The sequence below is a fragment of the Roseomonas sp. AR75 genome (genome assembly GCF_005222815.1).
In the GTDB taxonomy this organism is placed as follows: Bacteria; Pseudomonadota; Alphaproteobacteria; order Acetobacterales; family Acetobacteraceae; genus Falsiroseomonas.
On sequence record NZ_STGB01000004.1, the window covers coordinates 673,650 to 696,673 of the forward strand.

19 protein-coding genes are annotated in these 23,024 nt (G+C 72.0%); 3 read left to right on the forward strand and 16 right to left on the reverse strand.

What is annotated here, in order from left to right:
• Nucleotides 1–14: 14 nt before the first annotated feature.
• The 3 genes from E4T13_RS17245 to E4T13_RS17255 are packed head-to-tail and all read right to left on the reverse strand — an operon-like array spanning nt 15 to nt 3,696.
• On the reverse strand, nt 15–524 hold the full coding sequence (locus E4T13_RS17245; protein WP_137179521.1) for a (2Fe-2S)-binding protein: 510 nt from the start codon (nt 522–524) through the stop codon (nt 15–17).
• Nucleotides 521–2,839 (reverse strand): xanthine dehydrogenase family protein molybdopterin-binding subunit, encoded by a 2,319-nt coding sequence (locus E4T13_RS17250; protein ID WP_137179522.1) that lies wholly within the window; start codon nt 2,837–2,839, stop codon nt 521–523. Before E4T13_RS17250 ends, E4T13_RS17245 begins: the two co-directional genes overlap by 4 nt.
• Nucleotides 2,836–3,696, reverse strand: coding sequence for a xanthine dehydrogenase family protein subunit M (locus E4T13_RS17255; RefSeq protein ID WP_170985044.1), 861 nt, complete (start codon nt 3,694–3,696; stop codon nt 2,836–2,838). The genes E4T13_RS17250 and E4T13_RS17255 overlap by 4 nt, the downstream gene beginning before the upstream one ends.
• Nucleotides 3,697–3,860: 164 nt before the next feature.
• Here E4T13_RS17255 and E4T13_RS17260 point away from each other — a divergent pair, with 164 nt between their 5' ends.
• The 3 genes from E4T13_RS17260 to E4T13_RS17270 all read left to right on the forward strand — a co-directional run bounded on the left by E4T13_RS17260 (nt 3,861) and on the right by E4T13_RS17270 (nt 6,552).
• The gene (locus E4T13_RS17260) at nt 3,861–4,472 is read left to right on the forward strand and encodes a nitroreductase (RefSeq protein WP_137179524.1); all 612 of its coding nucleotides are present in this window, start codon (nt 3,861–3,863) and stop codon (nt 4,470–4,472) included.
• Nucleotides 4,472–4,804, forward strand: coding sequence for an antibiotic biosynthesis monooxygenase (locus E4T13_RS17265; protein WP_137179525.1), 333 nt, complete (start codon nt 4,472–4,474; stop codon nt 4,802–4,804). Before E4T13_RS17260 ends, E4T13_RS17265 begins: the two co-directional genes overlap by 1 nt.
• 89 nt (nt 4,805–4,893) lie before the next feature.
• Complete coding sequence (locus tag E4T13_RS17270) at nt 4,894–6,552, forward strand: hypothetical protein (protein ID WP_137179526.1); 1,659 nt, start codon at nt 4,894–4,896, stop codon at nt 6,550–6,552.
• Here the strand turns inward: E4T13_RS17270 and E4T13_RS17275 are convergent.
• The 13 genes from E4T13_RS17275 to E4T13_RS17335 form a co-directional block, all read right to left on the reverse strand.
• Nucleotides 6,539–7,885: an aldehyde dehydrogenase family protein gene (locus tag E4T13_RS17275; protein WP_137179527.1), complete on the reverse strand. Its 1,347-nt coding sequence runs from the start codon at nt 7,883–7,885 to the stop codon at nt 6,539–6,541. The genes E4T13_RS17270 and E4T13_RS17275 overlap by 14 nt on opposite strands.
• The gene (locus E4T13_RS17280) at nt 7,885–9,120 is read right to left on the reverse strand and encodes an FAD-dependent oxidoreductase (protein ID WP_137179528.1); all 1,236 of its coding nucleotides are present in this window, start codon (nt 9,118–9,120) and stop codon (nt 7,885–7,887) included. Before E4T13_RS17280 ends, E4T13_RS17275 begins: the two co-directional genes overlap by 1 nt.
• A gap of 46 nt (nt 9,121–9,166) precedes the next feature.
• Nucleotides 9,167–10,759, reverse strand: a complete 1,593-nt coding sequence (locus E4T13_RS17285) for a squalene/phytoene synthase family protein (RefSeq protein WP_137179529.1) — start codon at nt 10,757–10,759, stop codon at nt 9,167–9,169.
• A 5-nt stretch (nt 10,760–10,764) separates the two neighbouring features.
• Nucleotides 10,765–11,901: a glycosyltransferase family 2 protein gene (locus tag E4T13_RS17290; protein WP_137179530.1), complete on the reverse strand. Its 1,137-nt coding sequence runs from the start codon at nt 11,899–11,901 to the stop codon at nt 10,765–10,767.
• Nucleotides 11,901–12,713 carry a lysophospholipid acyltransferase family protein gene (locus E4T13_RS17295; RefSeq protein WP_137179531.1) on the reverse strand — a complete coding sequence of 271 codons (813 nt, stop codon included), beginning with the start codon at nt 12,711–12,713 and terminating at the stop codon, nt 11,901–11,903. The genes E4T13_RS17290 and E4T13_RS17295 overlap by 1 nt, the downstream gene beginning before the upstream one ends.
• 20 nt (nt 12,714–12,733) lie before the next feature.
• Complete coding sequence (locus E4T13_RS17300; RefSeq protein ID WP_137179532.1) at nt 12,734–14,323, reverse strand: NAD(P)/FAD-dependent oxidoreductase; 1,590 nt, start codon at nt 14,321–14,323, stop codon at nt 12,734–12,736.
• Nucleotides 14,324–14,360: 37 nt separating this feature from the next.
• Nucleotides 14,361–15,998: a phytoene desaturase family protein gene (gene crtI / locus E4T13_RS17305; RefSeq protein WP_240791175.1), complete on the reverse strand. Its 1,638-nt coding sequence runs from the start codon at nt 15,996–15,998 to the stop codon at nt 14,361–14,363.
• Nucleotides 15,999–16,082: 84 nt separating this feature from the next.
• Nucleotides 16,083–17,708 (reverse strand): acyl-CoA dehydrogenase, encoded by a 1,626-nt coding sequence (locus E4T13_RS17310; protein WP_137179533.1) that lies wholly within the window; start codon nt 17,706–17,708, stop codon nt 16,083–16,085.
• Nucleotides 17,705–18,853: an FAD-dependent oxidoreductase gene (locus E4T13_RS17315; protein WP_137179534.1), complete on the reverse strand. Its 1,149-nt coding sequence runs from the start codon at nt 18,851–18,853 to the stop codon at nt 17,705–17,707. The genes E4T13_RS17310 and E4T13_RS17315 overlap by 4 nt, the downstream gene beginning before the upstream one ends.
• A gap of 76 nt (nt 18,854–18,929) precedes the next feature.
• The gene (locus E4T13_RS17320) at nt 18,930–19,751 is read right to left on the reverse strand and encodes a hypothetical protein (RefSeq protein WP_137179535.1); all 822 of its coding nucleotides are present in this window, start codon (nt 19,749–19,751) and stop codon (nt 18,930–18,932) included.
• 134 nt (nt 19,752–19,885) lie between these two features.
• Nucleotides 19,886–20,728 carry an aldose epimerase gene (locus E4T13_RS17325; RefSeq protein ID WP_170985045.1) on the reverse strand — a complete coding sequence of 281 codons (843 nt, stop codon included), beginning with the start codon at nt 20,726–20,728 and terminating at the stop codon, nt 19,886–19,888.
• 137 nt (nt 20,729–20,865) lie between these two features.
• A complete protein-coding gene (locus tag E4T13_RS17330; RefSeq protein ID WP_137179537.1) occupies nt 20,866–21,705 on the reverse strand; it encodes an NAD(P)-dependent oxidoreductase in 840 nt (279 codons plus the stop codon).
• A gap of 17 nt (nt 21,706–21,722) precedes the next feature.
• Nucleotides 21,723–23,021 carry a TRAP transporter large permease gene (locus E4T13_RS17335; protein WP_306768499.1) on the reverse strand — a complete coding sequence of 433 codons (1,299 nt, stop codon included), beginning with the start codon at nt 23,019–23,021 and terminating at the stop codon, nt 21,723–21,725.
• Between the last annotated feature and the right edge of the window lie 3 nt (nt 23,022–23,024).

Consider the following 23,024-nt stretch of genomic DNA (forward strand, 5'->3'; position numbering starts at 1 on the left):
ACCGCCTTGGCGGATCAGCGCCGCGCTTCGCCTGCCGCGCTGTCCTCCCAGCGGTCCAGTTCCTGCGCCGCGGCGCGGATCGCATCCAGGATCGTCTGGTAGCCCGTGCAGCGGCACAGGTTGGAGGAGACGGCGTGGCGCAGCGCCGCCTCGTCCAGTCGTTCGTCCCGTTCCAGCAGCCATGTCGCCAGCATCAGGAAGCCCGGCGTGCAGAAGCCGCATTGCAGGCCGTGATGCGTGCGGAAGGCGCGTTGCAGCACGTTCAGCGTGCCATCCGGTGCCGCCAGCCCCTCGATGGTGCGTATCGCGCAGCCTTCGGCCTGGACGCCGAACATCAGGCAGCTTCGCACCGGCTCGCCATCCACCAGCACAGTGCAGGCGCCGCAGACGCCGTGCTCGCAGCCGAGATGCGTGCCGGTCAGGCCGCAATCCTCGCGCAGCATGTCCGCCAGCGTGCGCCGCGCTTCCAGCTCCACGCGCTTCGGCACGCCGTTGACGGTGAAGCTGACGACATGCCGGCTCATGCGCGCGCCTTCGCCTCGGCCGCGCGGATCAGCGCGCGGATGCGCGGCGGCGTCGCGGGGATCTCCGCGATGTCTACGCCGAGATGCGCCAGCGCGTCGCTGATCGCATTCGCCACCGCCGCCGGCGCGCCGATGGACCCGCCCTCGCCCAGCCCCTTCGCGCCCGTCGCCGTGGCTTCGCTGATGGTCTCGAGGTGGTGGATCTCGATCGCCGGGATCTCGGCGGAGGTCGGCGGGATGTAGTCGGCCAGCGTGCCGGTCAGGATGTTGCCGTCCGGCGCATGCACGATCTCCTCGTACAGCGCATTGGCGATGCCCTGTGCGATGCCGCCACGCACCTGGCCGTCGGCGATCATCGGGTTGAGGATGCGCCCGGCATCCTCGACGACGAGGTAGCGCAGGATGGCGACGCCGCCGGTCTCCGCGTCCACCTCCACCACCGCCAGGTGGCAGGCGTTGGAGAAGGTGCCGGGCGGATCGTAGCTCGCGCTCTCCGCCAGGTTGTACTCGCCGAACAGGTCGCTGCGCTGATGCACCTGCTGCGCCAACGCAGATATGGCGATGGAGGCATCGTGCGGCCCGACCGCATGCCCGTCGCGCAGCATCACCTGCTCCGCGGTGGTCTGCAGCACGACGGCCGCGGCGCGCTTCAGCCGCTCCGCCAGCTTGTCCGCCGCCGCCTGGCATGCGCCGCCGCTGATCACCGCGTTGCGGCTCGCGAAGGTGCCCCAGCCATAGGGCGTGCGGTCGGTGTCGCCATGCACGATGCGCACCTGGTCCGGCGCGAGGCCGAGCCGGTCGGCGATCACCTGCGCCAGAGTCGTGCGCGTGCCCTGGCCGTGCGGGGAGGCGCCGATGCGCGCCTCCACCTCGCCCTGCGGCGTCATCGCGATGTCCACCACCTCGTAGCCCGGCACGATGCCCATGGAGCGCGCCGCGAAGGCGGGCGTGCCGTAGCCGGTGCGCTCGTTGAACACGGAAAGGCCGAGGCCGAGCAGCCGGCCTTCGGCGCGCGCGGCCGCCTGCCGCGCGCGGAAGGCGGGAATGTCGGCAAGCCGCACCGCTTCCTCCATCGCCTCGACATAGGTGGCGTCGTCCAGCGTCATGCCGGTGGCGGTGCGGTACGGAAAATTGTCCACAAGGTTGCGCCGCCGGATTTCCGCCGCATCCAGCCCGAGCGCGGCGGCGGCGCGGTCCATCAGCCGTTCCATGCCGAATGTGATGACCGGGCGCGACACGCCGCGATAGGGCGCCATGGGGCAGGTATGCGTCAGCACGCCGCGCGCCCGCGCGCCGTAGAGCGGCACCTTGTAGGGGCCGGGATACTCGGCGAAGGCCATCAGCGGCTCCACCGCGCAGGTCGTGGGGTAGCAGGAGAAGGCGCCGACATTCGCGAGGATGTCGGCTTCCAGCGCCAGGATGCGGCCAGCGGCGTCGAAGGCGGCGCGCACGACATGGCGCTGGTCGCGGCTGTGGGCGGAGGCGATCAGGTTCTCGTTGCGATCCTCGATCCAGGCGAAATCCCGGCGGTGGCGCCGCGCGAGCCAGACCAGCACCGCATATTCGGGGAACAGCGACATCTTCTGCCCGAAGCCGCCGCCGACATCGGGCGCGACCACCTGCAGGTCGGCCTCAGGCATGCCCAGCAGCTCGGCGATGCCGGTGCGGAGCATGTGCGGCATCTGGGTGGAGGCGGTGAGCCGCACGCGCCCCGTCGCGCGGTCATAGCCGGCGCAGCCGCCGCGGCCTTCCAGCGGCGTCGCGTTCTGCCGGCGGGAGCGGAAGGCGAATGTCTCGACGTGATGCGCGCCGGCCAAGGCCGCGTCCACGCCCTCCTGCCGCACGAAACCTTCCACCACGACGTTGCCGGGCGCGACGGCGTGGACGGTCGGCGCGCCGGGCGCGAGCGCGTCGTCGAAATCCGCCACCGCCGTCTCGTCGGCGATCTCCAGCGTGGCGAGTTCCACCAAATCCTCCGCCAGCTCGGCGCTGGCGGCGACGATGGCGGCGACCGGCTGGCCGACGAAATGCACCCGGTCCCTCGGCAGCACCGGCTGCTCCACGGCGCGGTAGCTGAAGCGATGCAGCATCGGCCGGATCGCGCCGACCTCCGGCATGTCGGCGGCGGTGACGAACAGCGCACCGGCCGGCATCTCCGGCGGCGGCGCGAGGCGCGTGATGCGGCCCGCGGCGACGGGGCTGCGCAGGAAGCGCACGACGCGCGCGCCGATGGCGACATCGGCCGTGAAGCGCCCCTCGCCGCGCAGCAGCGCGGGGTCCTCGAAGCGCTCGATCGCGCGGCCGACCCAATTCATGCGGCGAGCGCCTGGCGCAGCGCGCGGCGCGTCATCGCCCGCACCAGGTCGCGGCGGTATTCCGCGGGGGCGTGGATGTCCTCCTGCGGATCACAGCAGGCGGCCGCCGTCTCCGCCGCCGTCGCGATCACGGCGTCGGTCGGCGCGGCGCCGATCAGCGCCAGCGCGGCCTCCTTCGCCAGCACCGGCGTGCCGCCGATGCCGCCGAGCGCGATCCGCGCCTGACGCACCACGCCGCCTTCCACCCGCAGCACCGCCACTGCCATCGCCAGCGCGAAATCGCCGGCGCGGCGGCTGAACTCGGCGAAGCCGTAGCGCCAGTCGGGCCCGAGCAGCGGCAGCCGCACCTCCGTCAGCATCTCGCCCGGTTGGAGCGCAGTGGTGAAGACGCCCTGGAACCACTCCTCGGCCGCAACCTCCCGCGTGCCGGTGGCCGAGGCGCAGCGCATCCGCCCGCCAAGCGCCAGCACCGTGGCGCACCATTCCGACGCCGCGTCGGCATGCGCCAGGCTGCCGCAGAAGGTGCCGCGGGTGCGGATCGGCGCATGCGCGACGTGGCGCACCACCGCCGCCAGCAGCCGCCCAAGCGGTCCTCCGGCGCGCGGGGTCTCGAACCACGCGTGCCGCGCCAGCGCGCCGATGGCCAATGCGCCGTCGCGCTTCTCGGCATAGGCGAGCGCGGGGATGCGGTTGATGTCCACCAGGATGCCGGGCCGCGCCATGCGGAAGGCCATGGTGGGCACCAGGCTCTGCCCGCCGGCCAGCACCCGCGCTTCCTCCCCCCGCAGCAGGTCGAGCGCGCCGGCCAGCGTCGCGGGGGCGTGGTAGTCGAAGGCGGCGGGCTTCATCGCGGCCATTACACATGGCCGCGGCGCGCACCGGCAACCCCGGCGGCCGGGCATGGCTTGATCCCGCGGGCGCAGGCGTCATCTTCCCGGGCAGGCTGTGCCTTCCATCCGGGAGGTCCTGGTATTGAGAGTGATTCTCAATTAGACTGAAGCCGCCACGCCTGGGAGCCCCGATGCCCGACACCATCACCCCGCACAGCCCCGCCCTTGCCGCCCTGCTCGGCCGTGCCTCCGTCCCCGCGCGGCTGCTGCGCGACCCCGGCCCGGACGAGGCCGCGCTCGACCTCGCCGTCGCCGCCGCGCTGCGCGCACCGGACCATGGCGGGCTGAAGCCCTGGCGCTTCGTGGTGATAACGGGCGAGGCACGCAACGCGCTGGGCGAGGTGCTCGCCGCCTCCCTCGCCCGCCGCGACCCCGCGACGCCGCCGGAGCGGCTGGAACTGGAACGCGCCAAGCCGCTGCGCGCGCCCGTGGTCATCGCCGCCGGCGCCGCGCTGCGCCACGACTACAAGATCCCGGTCTGGGAGCAGGAGGTCAGCGCCGCGGCCGGCGCGATGAACCTGCTCAACGCGCTGGATGCGCAGGGCTATGGCGCGATCTGGCTGTCCTCCGGCTCGCTGCGCGATCCGCAGGTGAAGACGGCGCTCGGCTTCGCGGAGACGGATGCGCTGCTGGGCTGGATCTATGCTGGCACCGCGCTGCCGGACCGGCCGCGCCCGTCCCGCCCCGACCCCGCCGCGCATCGCCGGCTGTGGGTGCCCGGCCCGGCGGGAGAGACCGCCTGATGTTCGTCGCCGCCAACCGCTTCCGCGTCATCCCTGCGCATGCCGAGGAGTTCGAGCGCGCCTGGCTGACGCGCGAGAGCCATCTGCATGAGCTCGACGGCTTCCTCACCTTCCACCTGCTCAAGGGGCCGCAGGCCGAGGACCACATCCTCTATTCCTCCTTCACGCTGTGGGCGTCGCGCGCGGCGTTCGAGGCCTGGACGCGCTCCGAGCAGTTCCGCCGCGCCCATGCCGGCGCCGGCTCCACCAAGCCGATCACGCTGGGCCCGCCGCAATTCGAGGGGTTCGAGGTGCTGCAGACCATCGGCGCGCCGGGGCACGCATCCGGCTGACCGGCGCGCGCCGGCTTCCGCGCCGGCGTCGCTTCGCCTAATCGATTCCCCAACGGATGGGCCGCGCGCTTGTCCGGCGGGGATCATGCATGTCCGGCGTTGCGCAGTCCTTCGAGCAGCCCGTCCGCCGCCGCCGGTGGCCGCCCCTGGTCATCCTGCTGCTACCGGTGGTCTTCGCCCTGCTCCCCTGGGTGCTGGGCAAGGACAACAACGTCGACCTCATGCACTACCACTACTACCTGCCCCACGCTTGGCTGAACGGGCGTTTCGCGCACGACCTGTTTCCGGCCGGCTTCCACACCTTCTTCAACCCGCTGGTCGAGGTGCCCTTCTATTGGCTGAACCAGCGCCTGCCCGGCGTCGCGGTGGCGGGGGTGTTCGGCGCGCTGCACGGGCTGGGCGGCGTGCTGATCTGGGCGCTGGCGCGCCGCGTGCTGCGCCCTGCGACGCTCACCGGCGTGCTGGCGCGGCCGCAGTTCCTGCCCGTGCTGGTCGCGCTGCTCGGCACGGCGAGCGCGGGCTCGCTGCTGGTGGTCGGCACCGCGCATTACGACACGCTGGTCGGGCTGCCGGTGATCCTGGCGCTGCTGCTGGTCGCGCAGGGCGGGCCGGCGCTGTTCGCGCGGATCACGGCGCGCGGCGCGCTGCGCCTTGTCGTGGCGGGCTTCGCCGCGGGTGCTGCGATCGGGCTGAAGCAGACGGTCGCGCCCATCTCCCTCGGCGTCGGGCTGGCGCTGCTGCTGGTGCCCGGGCCGGTCGCGACGCGCATGGCCAATGCCGCCTGCTTCGCGCTGGGCGGTGCGCTCGGCGTGCTGGCCTTCTCGGGCTTCTGGCTGTGGCATCTGTGGGAACTCACGGGCAATCCGCTGTTCCCCTATTTCAACGAGATCTTCCGCTCGCCCTTCGCGCCGGCGGGCAACAATCGCACGTTGCACGCCATGCCGCGCAGCCTGTGGGAGGCGCTGGCCTGGCCCTTCATCTTCACCTGGAAGCCCTGGCGCATCGACGGCGACGTGCGCGACCCGAAGCTGCTGATCGCCTATCTGGCGGTGCCGCTGGGCATCGCCTGCGCGCTGCTGCGCCGCCAGCGCGGGGATGACACGACGCTGGCGGAGCCGCGGATCGGGCTCTTCCTGCTGGTCGCGGGCGCCTGCGCGTATCTGCTGTGGCTCGGCCTGTTCTCGATCTACCGCTACATCCTGCCGCTGGAGATGCTGGCGCCGCTGCTGATCGTGGTGGCGATCGGCTTCCTGCCGCTGCGCGCCGCACTGCGCAGTCCGGCGCTGGCGCTCGGGCTGCTGGCGGCGGCGCCGATCCAGCCGAGCACGATGTTCCGCCTGCCCTGGGGGGGCGGCGCATTCCTTCCCTATGTGCATGCGACCGTGCCGGCGGAATTCGACTATCGCGACGCGATCGTCGTCGCGCCGGGCTGGTCGCCCGGCTGGCAGCCCTATGGCTACACCATCCCCTTCTTCCCGCCGCAGGTCGCCTTCGTCCATGTCCTCGGCGCGGAGCACCAGGATGCGCGCATCTTCGAAGGCTTCCTGCCCTGGATCGAGCGGCGCATCGCCGAGCATCGCGGCCCGATCTACCTGCTCTACACGCCGCCGCATCGCGATGCGCCAGCGGCGAGCATCGCGAAGCACGGGCTCGTCGCCGATTTCGCCGCCTGCCGGCCGATCCGCGGCTCCATCGGCCGCGAACTGGCGCTGTGCCCGGTGCGCCGGGCCGCGCCTAACGCTTCCTGAGCAGCTGCTTCGTGAGCGTCTCCGCAATCGGCTTGCGCGGCAGGTCGAAGAAGCGCGAGAGGCTCCATCGCCCGTGCCGCACGCGCGCGCGCATGTCGGAGAATTCCAGGAAGCCGGCGCGCCCGTGATAGCGCCCCATGCCGGAGGCGCCGACGCCGCCGAAGGCGAGCGACGGGAACGCCGCATATTCGATGGCGCGCCCCGTCACCAGCGCGCCTGACCGCGTGCGGGATGCGACCTGCGCTTCCTCCGCGCGCGTCGCGCCGAACAGGTAGATGGCGAGCGGGGCCGGGCGCGACGCGATCCAGCCGATCGCGGCATCCAGATCCGCGACTTGCTGCACCGCCAGCAGCGGCCCGAATATCTCGTCACGTTGCAGCGGCGAATCTGCGGGCGCTTCGGCCAGCGCGATCGCGCGGCGCCGGCCCGCGGCGTCGTCGGCCAGCTTCGTGATGCGTGCGCCGTCCGCCAGCGCATCCAGCCGAGATGCCTGCACATCGGACGCGATGGCGCCTTCCGGCAGCGCGATGCCGCTGGCGCGGCAGGCCGCCGCGAAGGCCTCGGGCGCATGGCCCACCAGCAGCACCGTATCCGGCGCGATGCAGGTCTGCCCCGCATTCACCGCCTTGCCCGCCAGGATGTTCCGGGCCGCGACCGCGAGGTCGGCGCCCGGCAGCACGATGCAGGGGCATTTGCCGCCGAGTTCCAGCGTCACCGGCACCAGGTTGCGCGCCGCCGCCTCCGCCACCTTGCGGCCCGTCGCGGTGCCGCCCGTGAAGACCAGGTGGTCCCAGGGCTGCGCGCAGAAGTCCCGGGCAACCTCCGCGCCGCCCTGCACGCACCGTGCATTGTCGGGTCCGAGCGCCGCGTTCAGCACCTGCGCGATCAGCTCCGCGGTGCGCGGCACGAATTCGGATGGCTTCACGGCGACGCGGTTGCCCGCGGCGATGGCGTCCACGACCGGCCACAGGGCAAGCTGCACCGGATAATTCCAGGGCGCCACGATGCCGATGACGCCCTTCGGCACCGGCTCCTCCGCCGCGGTGGTCGGCCAGAAGGGATAGGGCACCCAGGCAAGGCGCGGGCGTGCCCACCAGCGCAGCCAGCGGCGCGAATACATCGCAGCATCCGCGACGATGAGAACGTCAGCCAACAGCGTGTCGTAGCGGGACCGCCCGCCGTAATCGGCATCCAGCGCGCGCGCGAACTCCTCGGCGTGATCGCGCAGCACCGCGGCCAGCTTCGCCAGCAGGGGGCGCCGGTGATCCAGCGGCAGGCGGCCCTCGCGCGCCTCCGCCTCGCGCAGCGCGGCCAGCGCCTCGGCAGGCGACATCACGGTTCCTTCGGCAAGGGCGCGCTCATCAGCACCGCGGCGGCGGTCTCGCCCGACCGCACCGCGGCCTCGATGGTCGCGGGCAGGTCGGGCAGCGTCCAGTCGCCGGCCAAGGCGAGGTTCGCCAGCGGTCGCCGTGCGGGGCGCGGGCGCGCGAGCAGCCCGTGGCGCGGCGTGGCGCGCTTCTCGCGCACCGCACGGGCCGACGGCGGCGCCACCGGCCACTCGCCAGGCAGGCCGAAGCGCAGCGCGGCTTCCCGCACTTCCGGCCAGATGCGCACGACCGCCGCCTCGTCCGACAGGCCCACGGAGGTATCGGCTGCACTGACCGTCACCGCGACGCCGCCGGGCCGGACCAGCACCCACTGCGCCAGGCCGCCGAGCAGGCCGATGAAGCGCACCGGACCATCGGTCGCATGCGCGAAATGCAGGTTCAGGATCGGCGCGTGATGCTCGGGCGTCGGCACGGCGGGCAGCAGCCGCGCCGCTTCCCAGGGCGGCACGGCGAGCAGCACCTCATCCTCCGGCTGCAGGCCGATGCGGTCCTCGCCGAAGTCGAGCGCGGTGGCGCGGCCGTCGCGCTGCTCGATGCCGCGCAGCCGGGCGCCGATGCGCAGCGTTGCGCCGTGGCAGGCCAGCGTGGCGAGGGCGGGCGCCACCAGGTCCGGCCCGAGCCCGCGCGAGGCGACGAAAAGCCGCGCCGCGCCCGGAACGGCGAGCCGGCGCAGCACGATGCCGAGCAGCCGCGCCGAGGCTTCATCGGCCGGCGTGTTCAGCGCCGCGACGGTCATCGGCTCGACCAGGCTGCGCAGCAGCGCGGGATGGGCGGCGAAGGCGGCGGCGACGCTGCGATCCGTCCCGGGCAGCGACAGGCGCATCAGCGCGAGCAGGCCGCCGAAGGTCAGCCCTTCCGGCCGCTGCGCGCCGCGTATCCATCCCACCGGCGAGAGTGCGACGCGGCGCGCGCTGTGGTCGGCGAAGTCCAGCATCGGCAGGCCGTGCGGCTCCGGCTCGATCCAGGCGTCGCGCGCGCCGATGGCGGCCAGGAAGCGCAGCGCGACGCGGTTGGCGCCGAGCAGCGCATGGGTGCCGTTGTCGGTGCCGTCGGGCAGCGCGCGGGCGCGGCCGCCGGGGGTAGGGGTGGCTTCGTGGACCGTCACGCGATGCCCGGCCTTCGCCAGCAGCAGCGCGCCCGCGAGGCCGGCCACGCCGGCGCCGACGACGTGGAAGGTCATGTCGATGCGACGGAGGTTGCGCGGGGCGCGTGCGATGGTGCCGACATCACGCCGGCCTCAGCGCCACCAGGGCCATGCGCATCTTCTCGCCGCGCGTGAGGCGCGCGCGCATGCGCGGCGCGCCGAAGCCCTGCGCGAGCATGCGATCCAGCAGGCGGCGATAGCCCCACATCATCACGCGCGCCGGCTTCAGCGCGCGCAGGTCATGTTGCGCAAGCTCGGCCTCCGCCCGCGCGAATCCGTCCGCCGCCTCTCGCGCGAGCGCGTCGCAGCAGGCCGCGAAGCCGGGATGCGCGACGATCGTCGTGGCGTCGTCGGTCGTCACGCCATGCGCGTCCAGCAGCGTGCGCGGCACATAGACCCGATCGCGCGCCGCATCCTCCTCCGCATCGCGTAGGATGTTCACGAGCTGAAAGGTGCGCCCGAGCGCCAGTCCCCAGCCTTCCGCCTGCGGTGCGCCGAAGATCCGCACGGAGAGCGCACCGACGCTGCCCGCGACGCGGCGGCAGTAGAGGTCCAGCGCATCCGCGTCCGCGATCCGCACGCGGCTTTCGGCATCGGTCTCCATGCCAGCGACCATCGCCGCGCACTCCGCGACCGGCAGCGCGAAGGCATCGCGCGCCCAGGCCAGCTCCGACGACAAGGCGCAATCCGGCGTGGCGAGCTTCCGGTGCCAGGCCGCGAGGAAGCGGCGCTTCTCCGCCAGCGGCATCGCGGCGTCGGCGATGTCGTCCACCGCGCGGCAGAAGCCGTACACCGCGAACAGCGCACGCCGCCGCTCGCCCTTCAGCACGCCCATGCCACGCGCGAAGCTGCTCTTCGCGCGTGTCACGCGCGCCTGCACCACGGCCGCGTCCGACTGCGGTGGCAAGGCGAGGCGCGTGAAGGCCGCCGCGAAATCCGCTTTCGTCAGCGCGACGCGGCCCAGCACCGGATCGGCCGCGCGCAACTTCGCGAGCAGCCGCCAGGCCAGCGCCAGCGTCACCGCGGCCTGGAATCGCAGCCGGGAGCGCAGCAGGCGCGGCAGCGGCGCGGCGACCTCAAGCGTTGCCTCCACGCGATCGAGCGCCGCGTCCAGGACGTCCCGCCGGCGCGGGTTGCTGGGTGTGAAGAAGGCGGCCTCGCCGCCGGCCTGATCCATCCAGGTCACGGGCAGGTAGATGCGGTCCAGCGCGTCGCGGTCCGGCACCAGGTCCTGCAGGTGGTTCAGGATCTGCAAGGCCGTGCAGAGCGCATCGGATGCGCGCTGTGCCGTCGCATCCTCGCCATGCACGCGCAGCAGCATCCGCCCCACCGGATCGGCGGAGCGGCGGCAATAGTCTTCCAGCGCCGCCCAGTCGGCATAGCGCGTCTGGACGGCATCCTGCCGGAAGGCGGAGAGCATCAGCCGCGCCTCGGCCTCGCCGACCGTGGCCAGCGCACCCGGCGCCGTGGCTTCCAGCGCATCCAGCCGGTGCAGCTTCTCCTCCGGAGATAGCGCGGCGGCATCGGCGATGTCGTCGGCGGTGCGGACGAAGCGGTAGAACTCCATCACGCGCGCCCGCGCCGCCTTGGCCAGCAGCAGCGACGCGACCGGGAAGTTCTCCGAATCGTGATCCCGCGTGGGCGGGCCGACCGCGATGGGGCCGCCGCCTTCCATGTCGTTCAGGCGGTGCCGTCTGGCTGGTAGGCGGAGTCCTGCTCCCGCGCGCCATAGGCGCGACCTTTCCACCCCGCCGGCTTGCCCATCAGCCCACGCACCAGCGCGGTCCACTGGATCGCCAGCGCCACCGCGACGGCCGCCGGATGCAGCGGGATGGTCCACCAGGGCTCGCGCACGCGCAGCGTGACGGCGGCGCGCAGCGCGAAGCCGATGGCCAGCGCCAGGAAGGCCCAGGCGCAGGGAAGCAGCGCGATCGGCCAGAGGAAGGCGCCGGCCAGCATCACGGTCCAGATCGGCAGCCCGACCGGCGTCGCCATGCCTTCGCGCGCGTTCTTGATGAAGCCAGACCAGCTCTGCGCCAGGCCGTCATACATCCGACAGGTCGCCAGCGGCGCGCCCTCGACGATCTCCGTCGCGAAGCCGGCGGCGCGCATGCGGCGCGCGAGCTGCAGCGCGTCGTGCAGCAGGCCGCGGATCGCGGTGTGGCCGCCCGAGGCGTTGTAGGCCTTCCGCTCCACCATCATGAGCTGACCGCAGCCCGCCGCCATGTCGGGCCGCCTGGTGAAGGCGCGGCCGCCGCCGGGCAGGTAGCAGAACAGCAGGAAGTTGATCATCGGCACTGTCACGGCCTCGCCGAGGCTGCCGATCTCCTGCCGCGGCACGCCGGTGACCATCGCGGTGCCGGTGCGGTCGGCGTGGCCCGCCATGGCGGCGGCGGCGTCGCGCTCCAGCCGCACATCGGCGTCGATGAACAGCAGATGCGTCCCTTCCGACTTCTCCGCCAGCCGCGCGCAGGCATGCACCTTGCCCGTCCAGCCGGGCGGCAGCGGCGGGCAGCTTTCCAGCCGCACGCGCGGATCGGCCAGCGCGATGTCGCGCACGATCTGCGCCGTGCGGTCGGTGGAGCCATCATCCATCACCACCACCTCGACCGCCACGCCGCGCGAGGCGAGGGCGTGGCGCAGGCAGGTGGCGATGTTGGCTTCCTCGTTCCGGGCGGGAATCAGGATGGAAACGAGCGTGCCGGCACCCGGCGTGCCGCGCGGCGGGCGGACGAAGAACAGGTTCGCCACGCCCATCGCGGCCGGGAAAAGGGCCAGCCACAGCGCGAGCCACGCCCAGGTGAACTGCAGGTCCATCAGCCCGCTTCCTCCCGCGGATCGTGGCGCGGATCGTAGCGTTGGCCGCGCAGCGCCGCGACCATTCTCCGCCACAGGGGGAACACGCCCCCCATCCCTTCCTGCCCGCGCAGCAATGTCTCGAAGCGGCCGGGGTCGCGCGCAACGGCGTCGCCCGCCAGCCGGTCCATCGTCGCGCCCAGCGCGTCCGACAGCGCGGCGGCGCGCGCATCGCGGTCCATCGCTTCCAGCACGCGGCCCTCGATGGGCGTGCCGAAGGCGCAGAGCATCTCCGCCTTGCGCTCGGTCCAGAACGGGTAGTCCAGCGCGAGCGGGATGAAGAGCGCGTCGGGCGCGAATTCCGGCAGGCGCGTCATGCCCGGTGCGATCGGCACCGGCCGCTCCCGCACATCGGAGAAGCGGCCGGGCGCGTTCATCCAGAGCATGCGGTCCTGGTGCGACAGCACCTCCTTCGCCAGTTTCAGGAAGGCGACCGCGCCGCGCGGCGTGCCGGTCTCGATACCGAAGACGCCGATGCGGCGCATGAACGGGTATCGGTCGAGTGCTGCCTTGTCCATCGGGATGTACATGCGCCGCGGCAGGAACAGCGCCTGCGACAGCAGCATGAAGGCGACGCCGTCCCACCAGCCCGGATGGTTCGCGAAGACCACGAGCGGCCGCGCACCGTAGTCGCCGGGCATGCCCCATCGCGCCACGCGCGCGGCGCGCATGTGCTTGCGGAAGAAGCCGCGGAACCAGAAGTGGAAGAACGCCATCCGCCGCGGGTCGAAGCGGCTGATGGGATCTTCCGGCAGAGCAGGCGGCTTCGTCATGGGGAAGTTGGCCGCGCGGGCTACTCCGCCGCGGCCGGCAATTCGCGGTCGCGGCGGCCGGCCTGGCGGGCGCGCTCGCTCATGCCGCGTCCGCCGGCGTCGGTGTCCATCGCATCGGCCGCGATCCAGCCGGACATCATCACCATCGGCATGCCCGGCCCGGGATGCGCCGCGCCGCCGCAGAGATAGAGGCCCTTCACCACCTTGCTGCGGTTGCCCGGCTTGAAGGCGCCCATGAAGCTGCCGTGCGAGGCGAGGCCGTAGATCGCACCGTCCAGCACCTTGTAGCGGTTGTGGATGTCCACCGGCGTGAGCTGGCTCTCCACCACGATCCGCTCCTCGATGTCCTCCATGCCGGCGGTGCGCTTCAGCTTGTCCAGGATCTTCTGGCGGTACGGCGCGAACATCTTCGACCAATCATGGCCGGGGCGAAGATGCGGCGTGTGCACCAGGACATACAGCGCCTCCCCGCCGGGGGGTGCGCTGGTGTCGTCGCTGCACGACGTCGCGGCGAGGTAGGCGGTCGGGTCGGGTGCCGGCTCGCCCTTCTTGTAGATCGCGTCGAACTCCTCCTCCGCGTCGCGGGAGAAGACGAAGCAGTGATGCGCCAAATGGTCGTAACGCTTCTTGAGCCCGAGATAGAGCACCACGCCGGAGCAGGCCGGCTCGAAGCCCTTGCCGTCGTATTTGCGCGCCGGCTCGCCGCCCACCAGCTCGCGATAGGTGCGGATCGCATCCATGTTGGAGATCACGGCATCGCAGGGGATCTTCTCGCCCGTCGCCGTCACGACCGCCTTTACGGCGCCGTCCACGATGTCGAACCCGGTCACCTCCACGCCCGGCCGCAGATCGGCTCCGAGATCGCCGGCGAGCTTCGCCAGCCCCTCCGCCACGGCCCGCGTGCCGCCGACCGGGTACCACACACCCTCATGCGCCTGCATGTCGGCGATCGAGGTCAGCACCGCCGGGGCGAGATAGGGCGAGGAGCCGACATACTGGCAGTAGTGATCCAGCATCTGCGCGAGACGCGCATCCGGCACATGGCCGCGGATCACCTTCGCCACGGTGCGGCCCATCTTGAGGCTCAGCACGTCCTTCAGCGTGTCCGGGTTCAGGTTGGCCTTGAAATTCAGCGTGTCGGCGATGCCCTCGACCGGCTTCCAGAAGAAGAAATTCTCCGAGACGCGGTGCAGGTTCTCGGCTTCCGCCTGCAGGCGGCGATAGCCCGCGCCCTGGTTGGTGCCGGGGGCGAAGCGGTCCATCTCCGCCGCCATCCGGTCCACGTCTTCCATCAGGTCGATGCGCGTGCCGTCCTCGAAGAAGCAGCGCCATTGCGGATCGAGCCGGATCAGCGGCAGGTCGGTCGCCTGGTCGCGCCCGGCCTCGGCGAAGATGCGGCGCAGCACGCGCGGCACCGTCAGGATCGTAGGCCCCATGTCGAAGCGGAAGCTGCCCGAGCCATCCGGCGCATCCAGGCTCAGCACGGCGCATTTCCCGCCGAGCCAGGCGTTCTTGTCGAGCAGCGTGACCTTGTGGCCCCGCGCCGCGGCGACGGCGGCGGCGGCGAGCCCGCCGAGACCGCCCCCGATGACGACGACACGCTGGCTCATTGCGACGCCTCCGTTCTGGCGATTCTTGTCATCGTGCTCATTGGTTGCCCGCATAGGCGGGACGCGGCGTGGCGCTGGCCAGGTCGCCGCCGATCGGCGGGCTGGAGGGCGCCGAGGTCAGGCCCAGATCCTTCGCCATCAGCCCCGTGGTGATGCGAGCACCTTCGTAGATCACCGGCAGCCCGCTGCCCGGATGCGTGCCGCCGCCGACGAGATACACGCCCTCCACGTCGCGGAACCGGTTCCCCGGGCGCGAATAGAGCATCTGCGGCAGCTCATGCGACAGGTTGAAGGTTGCGCCATAGCCCACGGCGAATTCGCTTTCCCAATCCTGCGGCGCGACGATGCGCTCGTGGCGGATATGGGGACGCAGGTCGGGCAGGCCGAGCGCCTTCAACCGATCCAGCGCGACCTCGCGGTAGCGCGCGGCCTGCGCCGGCCAGTCCGGCTGCTTCATCAGGTTCGGCACCGGCACCAGCACGTACAGCGCCGAGTGCCCCGCCGGCGCCAGGGTGGGATCGGTGACGCAGGCGTTCTGCACATACATCGAGGGCACGTCCGGGATCGTACCGCCCTCGATGTCGGCGATGTTCTGCTTGTAGCCCTCGCTCAGCAGCACCGTGTGGTGCGCCAATTCCGGCAACGGGCGATCCAGCCCGAGATAGAGCATGAAGGTCGAGCAGGAATAGCGCGCCTTGCCGATCTTCGCGTCCGACCAGTCGCGCCGCAGATGGCCGGGGATGAGCTTCGGCACCGCATGGGCGAAGTCGGCATTCACCACCACCGCGTCGGCATCGTGCCGCGCGCCGCCGGCCTCGATGCCCTTCGCGCGGCGCCCGTCGAAGGCAATGCGCTCGATCGGTGTCGAGAGCCGGAACTCCACGCCCAGCCGCTCCGCCACGCGCGCCATGGCGTTGGAGACGGCGCCGCAGCCGCCGATGGGATGGAAGATGCCGTGGTCGTATTCCAGGTAGGACAGGATGGTGAACAGCGACGGGCAGCGGAACGGGCTCATCCCCAGGTATTTCGTCTGGAAGCTGAAGGCGAGCCGGACGCGCGGGTCCTTGAAGTGGCGCGACAGGTCGCGGTCCACGGTGGACCACGGGCGCAGCAGCGGCAGCGCCCGGATCATGTCCCACTTCACCATGTCCTGCGGCTTCTCGAAGGCGCGCTCCAGCACCGGGCGGAACACCGCCAGCTTGGCGCGGTTCTCCGCCATGAAGCTGCGCAGCCCCTTCGCATCGGCCGGCGCGAATTTCGCGAGCTCGGCCTCCATCCGGTCGAGGTCGGAGGAGCAGTCGAGCTGCGTCTGTCCGCCGGCGCCTTCGAAGACCAGGCGGTACTGCGGATCGAGCCGCTTCAGCTCGACCTCCGCCTCCAGCGCCGATCCGCAGCGCTCGAAGATCTCCTTCAGGATGCGCGGATAGAGGAAGAAGGTGGGGCCAAGATCGAAGCTGTAGCCTTCCGGCGATGTCAGCGTGCGCGTGCGGCCGCCGACGACCTCGTCCTTCTCGAAGACGGTGACGCGCGCGCCGGATCGCGCGAGCAGCATCGCCGCGGCGAGTCCGCCGGGGCCGGCGCCGACGATGGCAATGTTGGGCCTGAGCGGCCGGATGGCGGGCTTGGGAAGACTGGCGTTCACGTACATCCCGCGCGAGATGCGCCCGATCCCCATCGGCGCAAGGGTTTCATGACATCGAGGAGAACTGACGCCGCCGCATCAGCGCCCCCGAGCGGCCCGGACTCTAGCAAAGCGCCGTCAGGCCGCAATCGCGGATGCGCCGGTCGCCGCCGCGATCTCCAGGCAGCGCGCGGCGGCACGCGGCAGCAGCCTCACCCGATAGAAAGTTGCGAGGTGCTGGTGGGCGGGCGAAGCGGCGGCGGCGCGCGCCAGCATCCAGCCGCCGAGCGTCCAGCCGCAGGCTTCCAGATAGGCGACGGCGAGCGACTGCGCCGCATCCGGGTCGCGCGCCAGCACTGCGAGCATCGCCTCCGTCGCCGTGCCGAGTTGCGCCGCGGCCTCCGCCAGGCCGGGCGTCGCGGCAACCTCGGCCAGCAGAGCCCGCATCGCCGCGCCCTGGTCCTTGCCCAGCTTGCGCACCAGCAGGTCGATCGCCTGGATGCCGTTGGTGCCTTCGTAGATCGGCGCGATGCGGGCGTCGCGCAGCACCTGCGCCGCGCCGGTATCCTCGACGAAGCCCATGCCGCCATGCACCTGGATGCCGAGCGAGGCGACATCCACGCCGCGGTCGCTGCACCAGGCCTTCACGATCGGGATCAGCAGGGCCAGCCGGGTCGCTGCCGCCTCGTCCTGCAGCAGGTGGTGGCGATCCAGCGCCGCCGCGGCTTCCAGCGCCAGCAGCCGGCCGGCGAGCGTGATCGCGCGCATCTCGGTGAGCATGCGCGCGACATCCGGATGCTCCGCGATGGCACGGCCGCCCTGGACACGCTGGTCGGCGTAGGATTCGGCAAGCTGCAGGGCGCGCGCGCCCTGGCCGACGCCCTGCACGCCCACGGCCAGCCGCGCGGCGTTCATCATCGCGAACATCGCGTTCAGGCCGCGGCCGGGCTCGCCGATCATCTCCGCCTCCGCGCCCTCGAACAGCATGACGCAGGTGGGCGAGGCGTGGATGCCCATCTTCTTCTCGATGCCGCCGCAGCGCAGCGCGTTGCGCGTGCCGTCCTCCAGCACGCGCTGCGCGGCAAAGAGGGAGATGCCGCGCGACCCCGCCGGCGCGTCGGGCAGGCGCGCCAGGATCAGGTGGAGGATGTTGTCGGTGGTCTCGTGCTCGCCCCAGGTGATGTAGATCTTCTGGCCATGGATCGCGTAGCGCCCGTTGCCGAGCGGTTCGGCGCGGGTGCGGATGGCGCCTAGGTCCGATCCGGCCTGGGGCTCGGTCAGGTTCATCGTGCCGGGCCACTCGCCGGTGATCAGCTTCGGCAGCCAGCGCGCCTGCTGGTCCTCGGTGCCGAAGAGCTGCAGCAGGTCGATCGCGCCGGCGGTCAGGATCGGCCCAAGGAAGAAGGCCATGTCGGCGGCGGAGGCGAGCTCCGTCACAGCGGTCCAGATGGAATGCGGCAGGCCCTGGCCGCCCTGCGCCTCGGGCGCGGCGACGCCCTGCCAGCCGCTCTCGATCCAGGCCTTCATCGTGGCGTGGTACTGGGCGGGCACGGTGACCTTGCCATTGGCGTAATGCGCGCCTTCGCGGTCCGCGGATTGCCAGCCCGGGGCGAGCACCTCCGTGCAGAAGCGGTCGGCCTCGCCGATCAGCGCGGCGATGTCCTCGGCGCCGAGCGGGGCGCCGGCGGCAGTGGTCAGGCCGGGCAGGTCCACCACCTTGGTCAGGCCCAGGATGAGGTCGTCGGCGGCGGTCGGTCGCGTCATGGCCTGTGTCCCTGCAACTCGTCCAGAAGTCCCGGCGTCGGTGGCGCGGTGCCGGCCGCCCAGGCGGCGAGCGGGCCGTGCAGCGCGGGATCGCGCGCGGCGCGCGCCAGCGCAAGCCCCAGCACCGGGCCGAACTTGAAGCCGTGGCCGGAGAAGCCGGACATGACGAAGCCGCGCGCGCCGACGCGCTCCAGCACGAAGCGCTCCTCGGGCTCCACGTCGTACCAGCAGGCGGCGGCGCCCAGCAGGCGGTAGCGGTCCAGGTCGCGGATGCGGTGGCGCGCCAGACCGAGGATCTCCTCCGCCTCGGTCGGCGTGGCGTCGCGCGGGCCGTCCGGGTCGGCGGTGGGCGCGAAGCGGTGGTCGCCGATCTTCAGCGGGGTGCCGGCGACGGGCGGCACGGCGTAGAAGCCGCCATCCGCGGCAAGGTCGAGCAGCATCGGCGCCCTGGCCCATGCCTCGGCGATCTCGGGCGGCGGGGCAAGGCGCAGGATGATCTGGCGCGTCGGCCGCACCCGCGCGGCGAGGCCCGGCACCAGGCCCGGAGTCCAGGGACCGCCGGCGAGCACGAGAAGGTCGCCCTCCCGCCGCGAACCGTCCGACAGCGTCAGGCTTGCGCGGTCGGCATCGAAGCCGGTGGCCTGGGCGCGCTCGATCGGGACGCCGCGCGCCGCGAGCAGCCGGGCCAGCATCGCCACGATCCGGCGGGCCAGCAGCACGCCGCCCCGATCCAGCCGAAAGGCCGCGGCGATGCCCTCGGGCCGCAGGAACGGATAGGCCGCGGCGACGGCGGCGGCGTCGAGCGTTTGCGTCGCACGGCCATCGGCCGCCAGCGCGTCCCGGCTTTCCGCCAGCCAGCCGCCGTCATGCTGGGAGAGGGCGAGCACGCCGGTCTCGACATACAGGCGCTCGCCGGCCTCGGCGAACAGCAGGTCCCAGGCGGCATAGGCCGGGTCCACCATCCGCATGTAGCCTTCATGCGCGCCATAGGCGTGGCGGATCAGGCGGTGGTCATCCACCGAGGAGCCCCGCGGGTTGGGCACCGCATCCTGCTCGACGACGCGCACGGCGATGCCGGCGCGCGACAGCGCCCAGGCAGCCGACAGGCCCATGATCCCTGCGCCGAGGACGACTGCCGTTTCCATGCCGCCAGTGTCGCAAGGCGGCGCGGGCTTGGGGAGGGGGGCGCCGGCCGGGTCGGCGCCCCGGCCGGGCTACCGTTCAGTGCATCCGGCTGCGGCCGCTGCCGCCGCGGGCGGTGCTGCCCCGGCCGCCCTTCGCCGTGGTACCGGTGCGACGCGACGCGGCCGGCTTGGCGGCGGCGCGCTTCGCCGTGCCTGCCGAGCCTGTGCCGGTCTTGCCGGTCTTGGCCGCAGAGCGCGCCGTCGTCTTGCCCGTGCCGCGCGTGCTGGTGGACTTTGCGGCGCTGCGCGGCTTCGCCGTGCGTGTCGTCCCACCGCGCGAGGGCTTCGCGGCAGTGCTGCGCTTGGAGGTCGCGGCGGTGCCGCGCTTGGAGGTCGCGGCGGTGCCGCGCTTGGGTGTCCCGGCGGTGCCGCGCTTCGTCGCAGCGCCGCGCTTCGCGGCGGCGGCGCTACCGCGCTTCGCGGTCGTCGTCTTGCCGCGCGCGACGGACGCCTTGCCGCGCGCGCCGGACGCCTTGCCGCGCGCGCCGGTCGCGGCGCTCCGGCCGCGCGTGCCCGTAGCCGCCTTGCCGGTCGCCGCCTTCGCGGTGCGGCCCTTCGCGGCGGTCCCGCGGCTTGCCGGCTTGCGCGTGCCGGTGGCGCGCTTCGCGCCGCCGCTTTCGGCGGATCGCGCGCGCGGCCCGGCCGCGGTGCGGCCCGTCTTCGCCTTCGCGTCACGGGCCGTGCTGCTGCGCGCTTTCGGCCCGGTCTTGCGCGCGGAGGTGCCGGCGACGAGCTTGCCCTGTCCGCGCGCGGCGCTGCGCCTTGCGGGAGCGCGACGCTTCGGCTTCTCCTGCTCGGGCCGCTCCGTCGTCGGGTCATCCTCCTCCGGCGCGCGGGTCTGCTCGATGTCGTCGCTCATGCCGTGATGCTCCTGTCGCGTCCCCTGCAGGGCTGCGCGGGCCAGTCGTGACCGCCGCGCCCGCGCGCGACGCGATGCGCGCGGTTGCAGGGGCGAACGTCACGTCGCGGCGATTGTTCCCGTCGGGGATGCGCTCAGCGCCAATGAATCCTCAGTGAGCCGTCGAGAGTCGCGCCGGGCTGCAGCACGTGCATCGCGCCATGCCCGGCGGCGGCGTCGTCGTTCGCCGCATTCGGCGCGTGGCTCACCGGCTCCAGCGCGACGGCATCGGCGCCGCGCGGCACGAAGACATGCAGGTTCTTCGCCCAGGCTCCCTCGGCCTGCAGCAGCAGCCCGCTTCCATCCGGCCAGTCGAGGTGCAGCGTACCGTCCCAGCCGGCGAAATGCCCGTCGAGTCCCTCGAGCCAGTCCAGCGTGGCGTCGAGGCCTTGCGAGGCATGCGGATCCACGGCGAGGCCGCGTGCATTGCGGCCGAACGCGGTGCGCGCGACGAAGCGCAGGCGCGTGCCCGGGTGCCGCGCGAAATAGGGATGCCAGCCGAAGCCCATCGGCACCGGCGCCGCGCCATGGTTCGTCAAGGCGAAGGACATCGCCAGGTGATCGGGATGCAGCCGCAGCGTCATCCGCGCGCTTCCCTTGAAGGGTGCGCGGTCGAAGCTGCAGTCGAGCACCGCGGCATCCGCGCTCGCTTCCCGCACCGTCCAGGGCATGTCGCGGAGGAAGCCGTGGATCGCGGTGTTCTCCTCCGGCCGGTTGATGGGCATGCGGTGTTCGACGCCGCTTGCCGTGAAGCGCCCGGCATCCAGCCGGTTGGTCCAGGGCGCCATGAGGAAGGCGGCAAACCAGCCGCGGCCGGGCTCCGCGCCCTCCGGCAGGGGGGCGACCAGCGCGCGCCCCGCATGATCGAGGCGCGCGAGCGCGGCGCCCTGCTCTGGCAGGATCAGCGCGGCGGCGTCACCCGCTTCAAGCCGGATCATCGGAGACATCCTTGGGCGGCCCGCTGTGGCGGGCCGAGGCCGCGAAGCGGCCCGCGCACAGACCAGCCGCGCCACGTGATGCGACAGCGGCCTGCGCGAAGGCAAGCCAGCGGAGCTGCCGCCCGCCGTCTGAGGGCTTAGTCAAGATCGAAGACGTTGCGCGGCGAGAAGCCGCCTTTCCGGGAATACTCGATCGGCGTGTAGAAGCCGCCCTGGTAGCGCTCCTCGACCGGGTTGCCGGAGACCTTGCCCTCGATCTCCGCACGGTAGTCCTCGGCGCTGTCCTGCGGCTGCCAGCCGATGCGGTCGCGATGGTCCTTGCCCCAGAAGGTCTTCGGGTTGTTGGAGGCACCCCAGATCACGCAGTGGCCCACGCGCTCCGCCTCGATGCAGCGGATCATCATGCGCGCGAGGTCCGGGTAGGACAGCCAGGTGGACAGCGCCCGGGCGTTCATCGGCTTCGGCTGGCAGGAGCCGATGCGGACATTGACGTTCTCGACGCCGTGCTTGTCCCAGTAGAGCCGTCCCATCATCTCCCCGTACACCTTCGACAGGCCGTAGTAGCCGTCGGGCCGGAACTGGCAGTCGAAGTCCAGCTTCGCCTCGTTGCCCGTCGGGCGCTCGTGGAAGCCGATGGTGTGGTTGGAACTGGCGAAGACCACGCGCGCGCCCTCGCGCCGCGCGGCTTCGTAGATGTGATAGAGGCCGCGGATGTTCGGCTCGATGATCGTCTCGAAGGGCTGCTCGGTGGCGTTGCCGCCGAAATGCAGGATGGTGCCGCAGCCTTCCGCCTGGCGGACGATGGCCAGCGCCTCGTTCAGGTCGGCGCGGACGAAGCGCGCGCCGGGCGGCAGCGGGTCGGGGAAGGGGTTTATGTCGGTCATCCGCAGCACGTAGCCGGCCGCGCCGAGCTCCCTTGCCAGCATGCGGCCGAGCGCGCCGGAGGCGCCGGTCAGGAATACGGGCTTCTTGGTCATGGCGGGATTCCTCAGGATCAGCCTTCGTAGCCGAGCAGCAGGCGAGGCAGGGTCAGGGAGATCTCGGGCAGGTAGGTGGTCAGCATCAGCGCCACCAGGATGGCGCCCCAGAAGGGCCAGATGGTGCGCATCACATGCTCCATCGGGATGCGACCGATGGCGCAGCCGACGAACAGCACGGCGCCCACCGGGGGCGTCGTCAAACCGAGCCCGAGGTTCATCATCATGATCATGCCGAACTGCACGGGGTCCACGCCGATGGCGGTGACCACCGGCAGGAAGATCGGCGTGGTGATCAGGATCAGCGCGGCCATGTCCATCACCGCGCCGAGCAGCAGCAGGCAGACATTGATCAGCAGCAGGATGACGACCGGGTTGTCGCTGATGGCGAGCATGCCCTCCGTCAGGATCTCCGGAAGCCGGTAGAGCGCGAGCAGGTAGGCGAAGGCGGTGGCGGTGCCCACCAGCAGGAACACCACCGCGCTGGTGCGCACGCTGGCGGCGACCGCGATCTTGAAATCCGCCCAGGACAGGGCGCGGTAGACGAGGATGGTGACCATCAGCGCCCAGATCGTGCCGAAGGCAGCGCTCTCCGTCACCGTGAAGATGCCGGAGAGCACGCCGCCCAGGATGATGATGGCGGTGAACAGGCCGGGCAGCGCATCCAGGAAGGTCCAGGCCAGGTGGCGGAAGCCCTGCCAGCCATCCGCCGGATAGCCCCGGCGTACCGCCATCACATAGGCGGCCACGCCGAGGAACAGGCACATCAGGATCCCCGGCACGATGCCCGCGATGAACAGCGCGCTGACGGAGATGCCGCCGCCCGCCGCCAGGGAATAGAGGATCATGTTGTGGCTCGGCGGGATCAGGATGCCGGCGATGGAGGAGGTGACGGTCAGGCTGACCGCGTAGTCCACGCCGTAGCCCTTGGCCTTCATAGCGGGGATCAGGATGGTGCCCGTGGCCGAGGTGTCCGCCACCGCGGAGCCGGAGATGCCGCCGAACAGCATGGAGGTGGAGACGTCCACCATGCCGAGCCCGCCGCGCATCCAGCCGACGCAGGCGGATGCCAGAGCCACCAGCCGCTTCGCGATGCCGCCATGCAGCATCAACTCGCCCGCGAAGATGAAGAAGGGGATCGCCAGCAAGGAGAAGATGCTCATGCCGCTGGCCATCTGCTGGAAGGCTACCGCGGGGTTCAGCCCTTCCCACAGGAAGCCCGCCACCGCCGCGATGCCGAGCGTGAAGGCCACCGGGACGCCGGCGACGACGCCGACGACGAAGGCCGCGATGATCAGTACCAGGCCGATTTCCACGCC

Bases quoted from the DNA above. Each gene is read 5' to 3' on its own strand.
- E4T13_RS17325 (WP_170985045.1), bottom strand. From the start codon at position 20,728: ATGATCCGGCTTGAAGCGGGTGACGCCGCCGCGCTGATCCTGCCAGAG.
- E4T13_RS17315 (WP_137179534.1), bottom strand. From the start codon at position 18,853: ATGGAAACGGCAGTCGTCCTCGGCGCAGGGATCATGGGCCTGTCGGCT.
- E4T13_RS17245 (WP_137179521.1), bottom strand. From the start codon at position 524: ATGAGCCGGCATGTCGTCAGCTTCACCGTCAACGGCGTGCCGAAGCGC.
- E4T13_RS17285 (WP_137179529.1), bottom strand. From the start codon at position 10,759: ATGGAAGGCGGCGGCCCCATCGCGGTCGGCCCGCCCACGCGGGATCAC.
- E4T13_RS17270 (WP_137179526.1), top strand. From the start codon at position 4,894: ATGTCCGGCGTTGCGCAGTCCTTCGAGCAGCCCGTCCGCCGCCGCCGG.
- E4T13_RS17255 (WP_170985044.1), bottom strand. From the start codon at position 3,696: ATGGCCGCGATGAAGCCCGCCGCCTTCGACTACCACGCCCCCGCGACG.
- E4T13_RS17290 (WP_137179530.1), bottom strand. From the start codon at position 11,901: ATGGACCTGCAGTTCACCTGGGCGTGGCTCGCGCTGTGGCTGGCCCTT.
- E4T13_RS17250 (WP_137179522.1), bottom strand. From the start codon at position 2,839: ATGAATTGGGTCGGCCGCGCGATCGAGCGCTTCGAGGACCCCGCGCTG.
- E4T13_RS17265 (WP_137179525.1), top strand. From the start codon at position 4,472: ATGTTCGTCGCCGCCAACCGCTTCCGCGTCATCCCTGCGCATGCCGAG.
- E4T13_RS17295 (WP_137179531.1), bottom strand. From the start codon at position 12,713: ATGACGAAGCCGCCTGCTCTGCCGGAAGATCCCATCAGCCGCTTCGAC.
- E4T13_RS17260 (WP_137179524.1), top strand. From the start codon at position 3,861: ATGCCCGACACCATCACCCCGCACAGCCCCGCCCTTGCCGCCCTGCTC.
- E4T13_RS17300 (WP_137179532.1), bottom strand. From the start codon at position 14,323: ATGAGCCAGCGTGTCGTCGTCATCGGGGGCGGTCTCGGCGGGCTCGCC.
- E4T13_RS17330 (WP_137179537.1), bottom strand. From the start codon at position 21,705: ATGACCAAGAAGCCCGTATTCCTGACCGGCGCCTCCGGCGCGCTCGGC.
- crtI (WP_240791175.1), bottom strand. From the start codon at position 15,998: ATGGGGATCGGGCGCATCTCGCGCGGGATGTACGTGAACGCCAGTCTT.
- E4T13_RS17275 (WP_137179527.1), bottom strand. From the start codon at position 7,885: ATGTCGCCTGCCGAGGCGCTGGCCGCGCTGCGCGAGGCGGAGGCGCGC.
- E4T13_RS17280 (WP_137179528.1), bottom strand. From the start codon at position 9,120: ATGACCTTCCACGTCGTCGGCGCCGGCGTGGCCGGCCTCGCGGGCGCG.
- E4T13_RS17310 (WP_137179533.1), bottom strand. From the start codon at position 17,708: ATGACGCGACCGACCGCCGCCGACGACCTCATCCTGGGCCTGACCAAG.
- E4T13_RS17320 (WP_137179535.1), bottom strand. From the start codon at position 19,751: ATGAGCGACGACATCGAGCAGACCCGCGCGCCGGAGGAGGATGACCCG.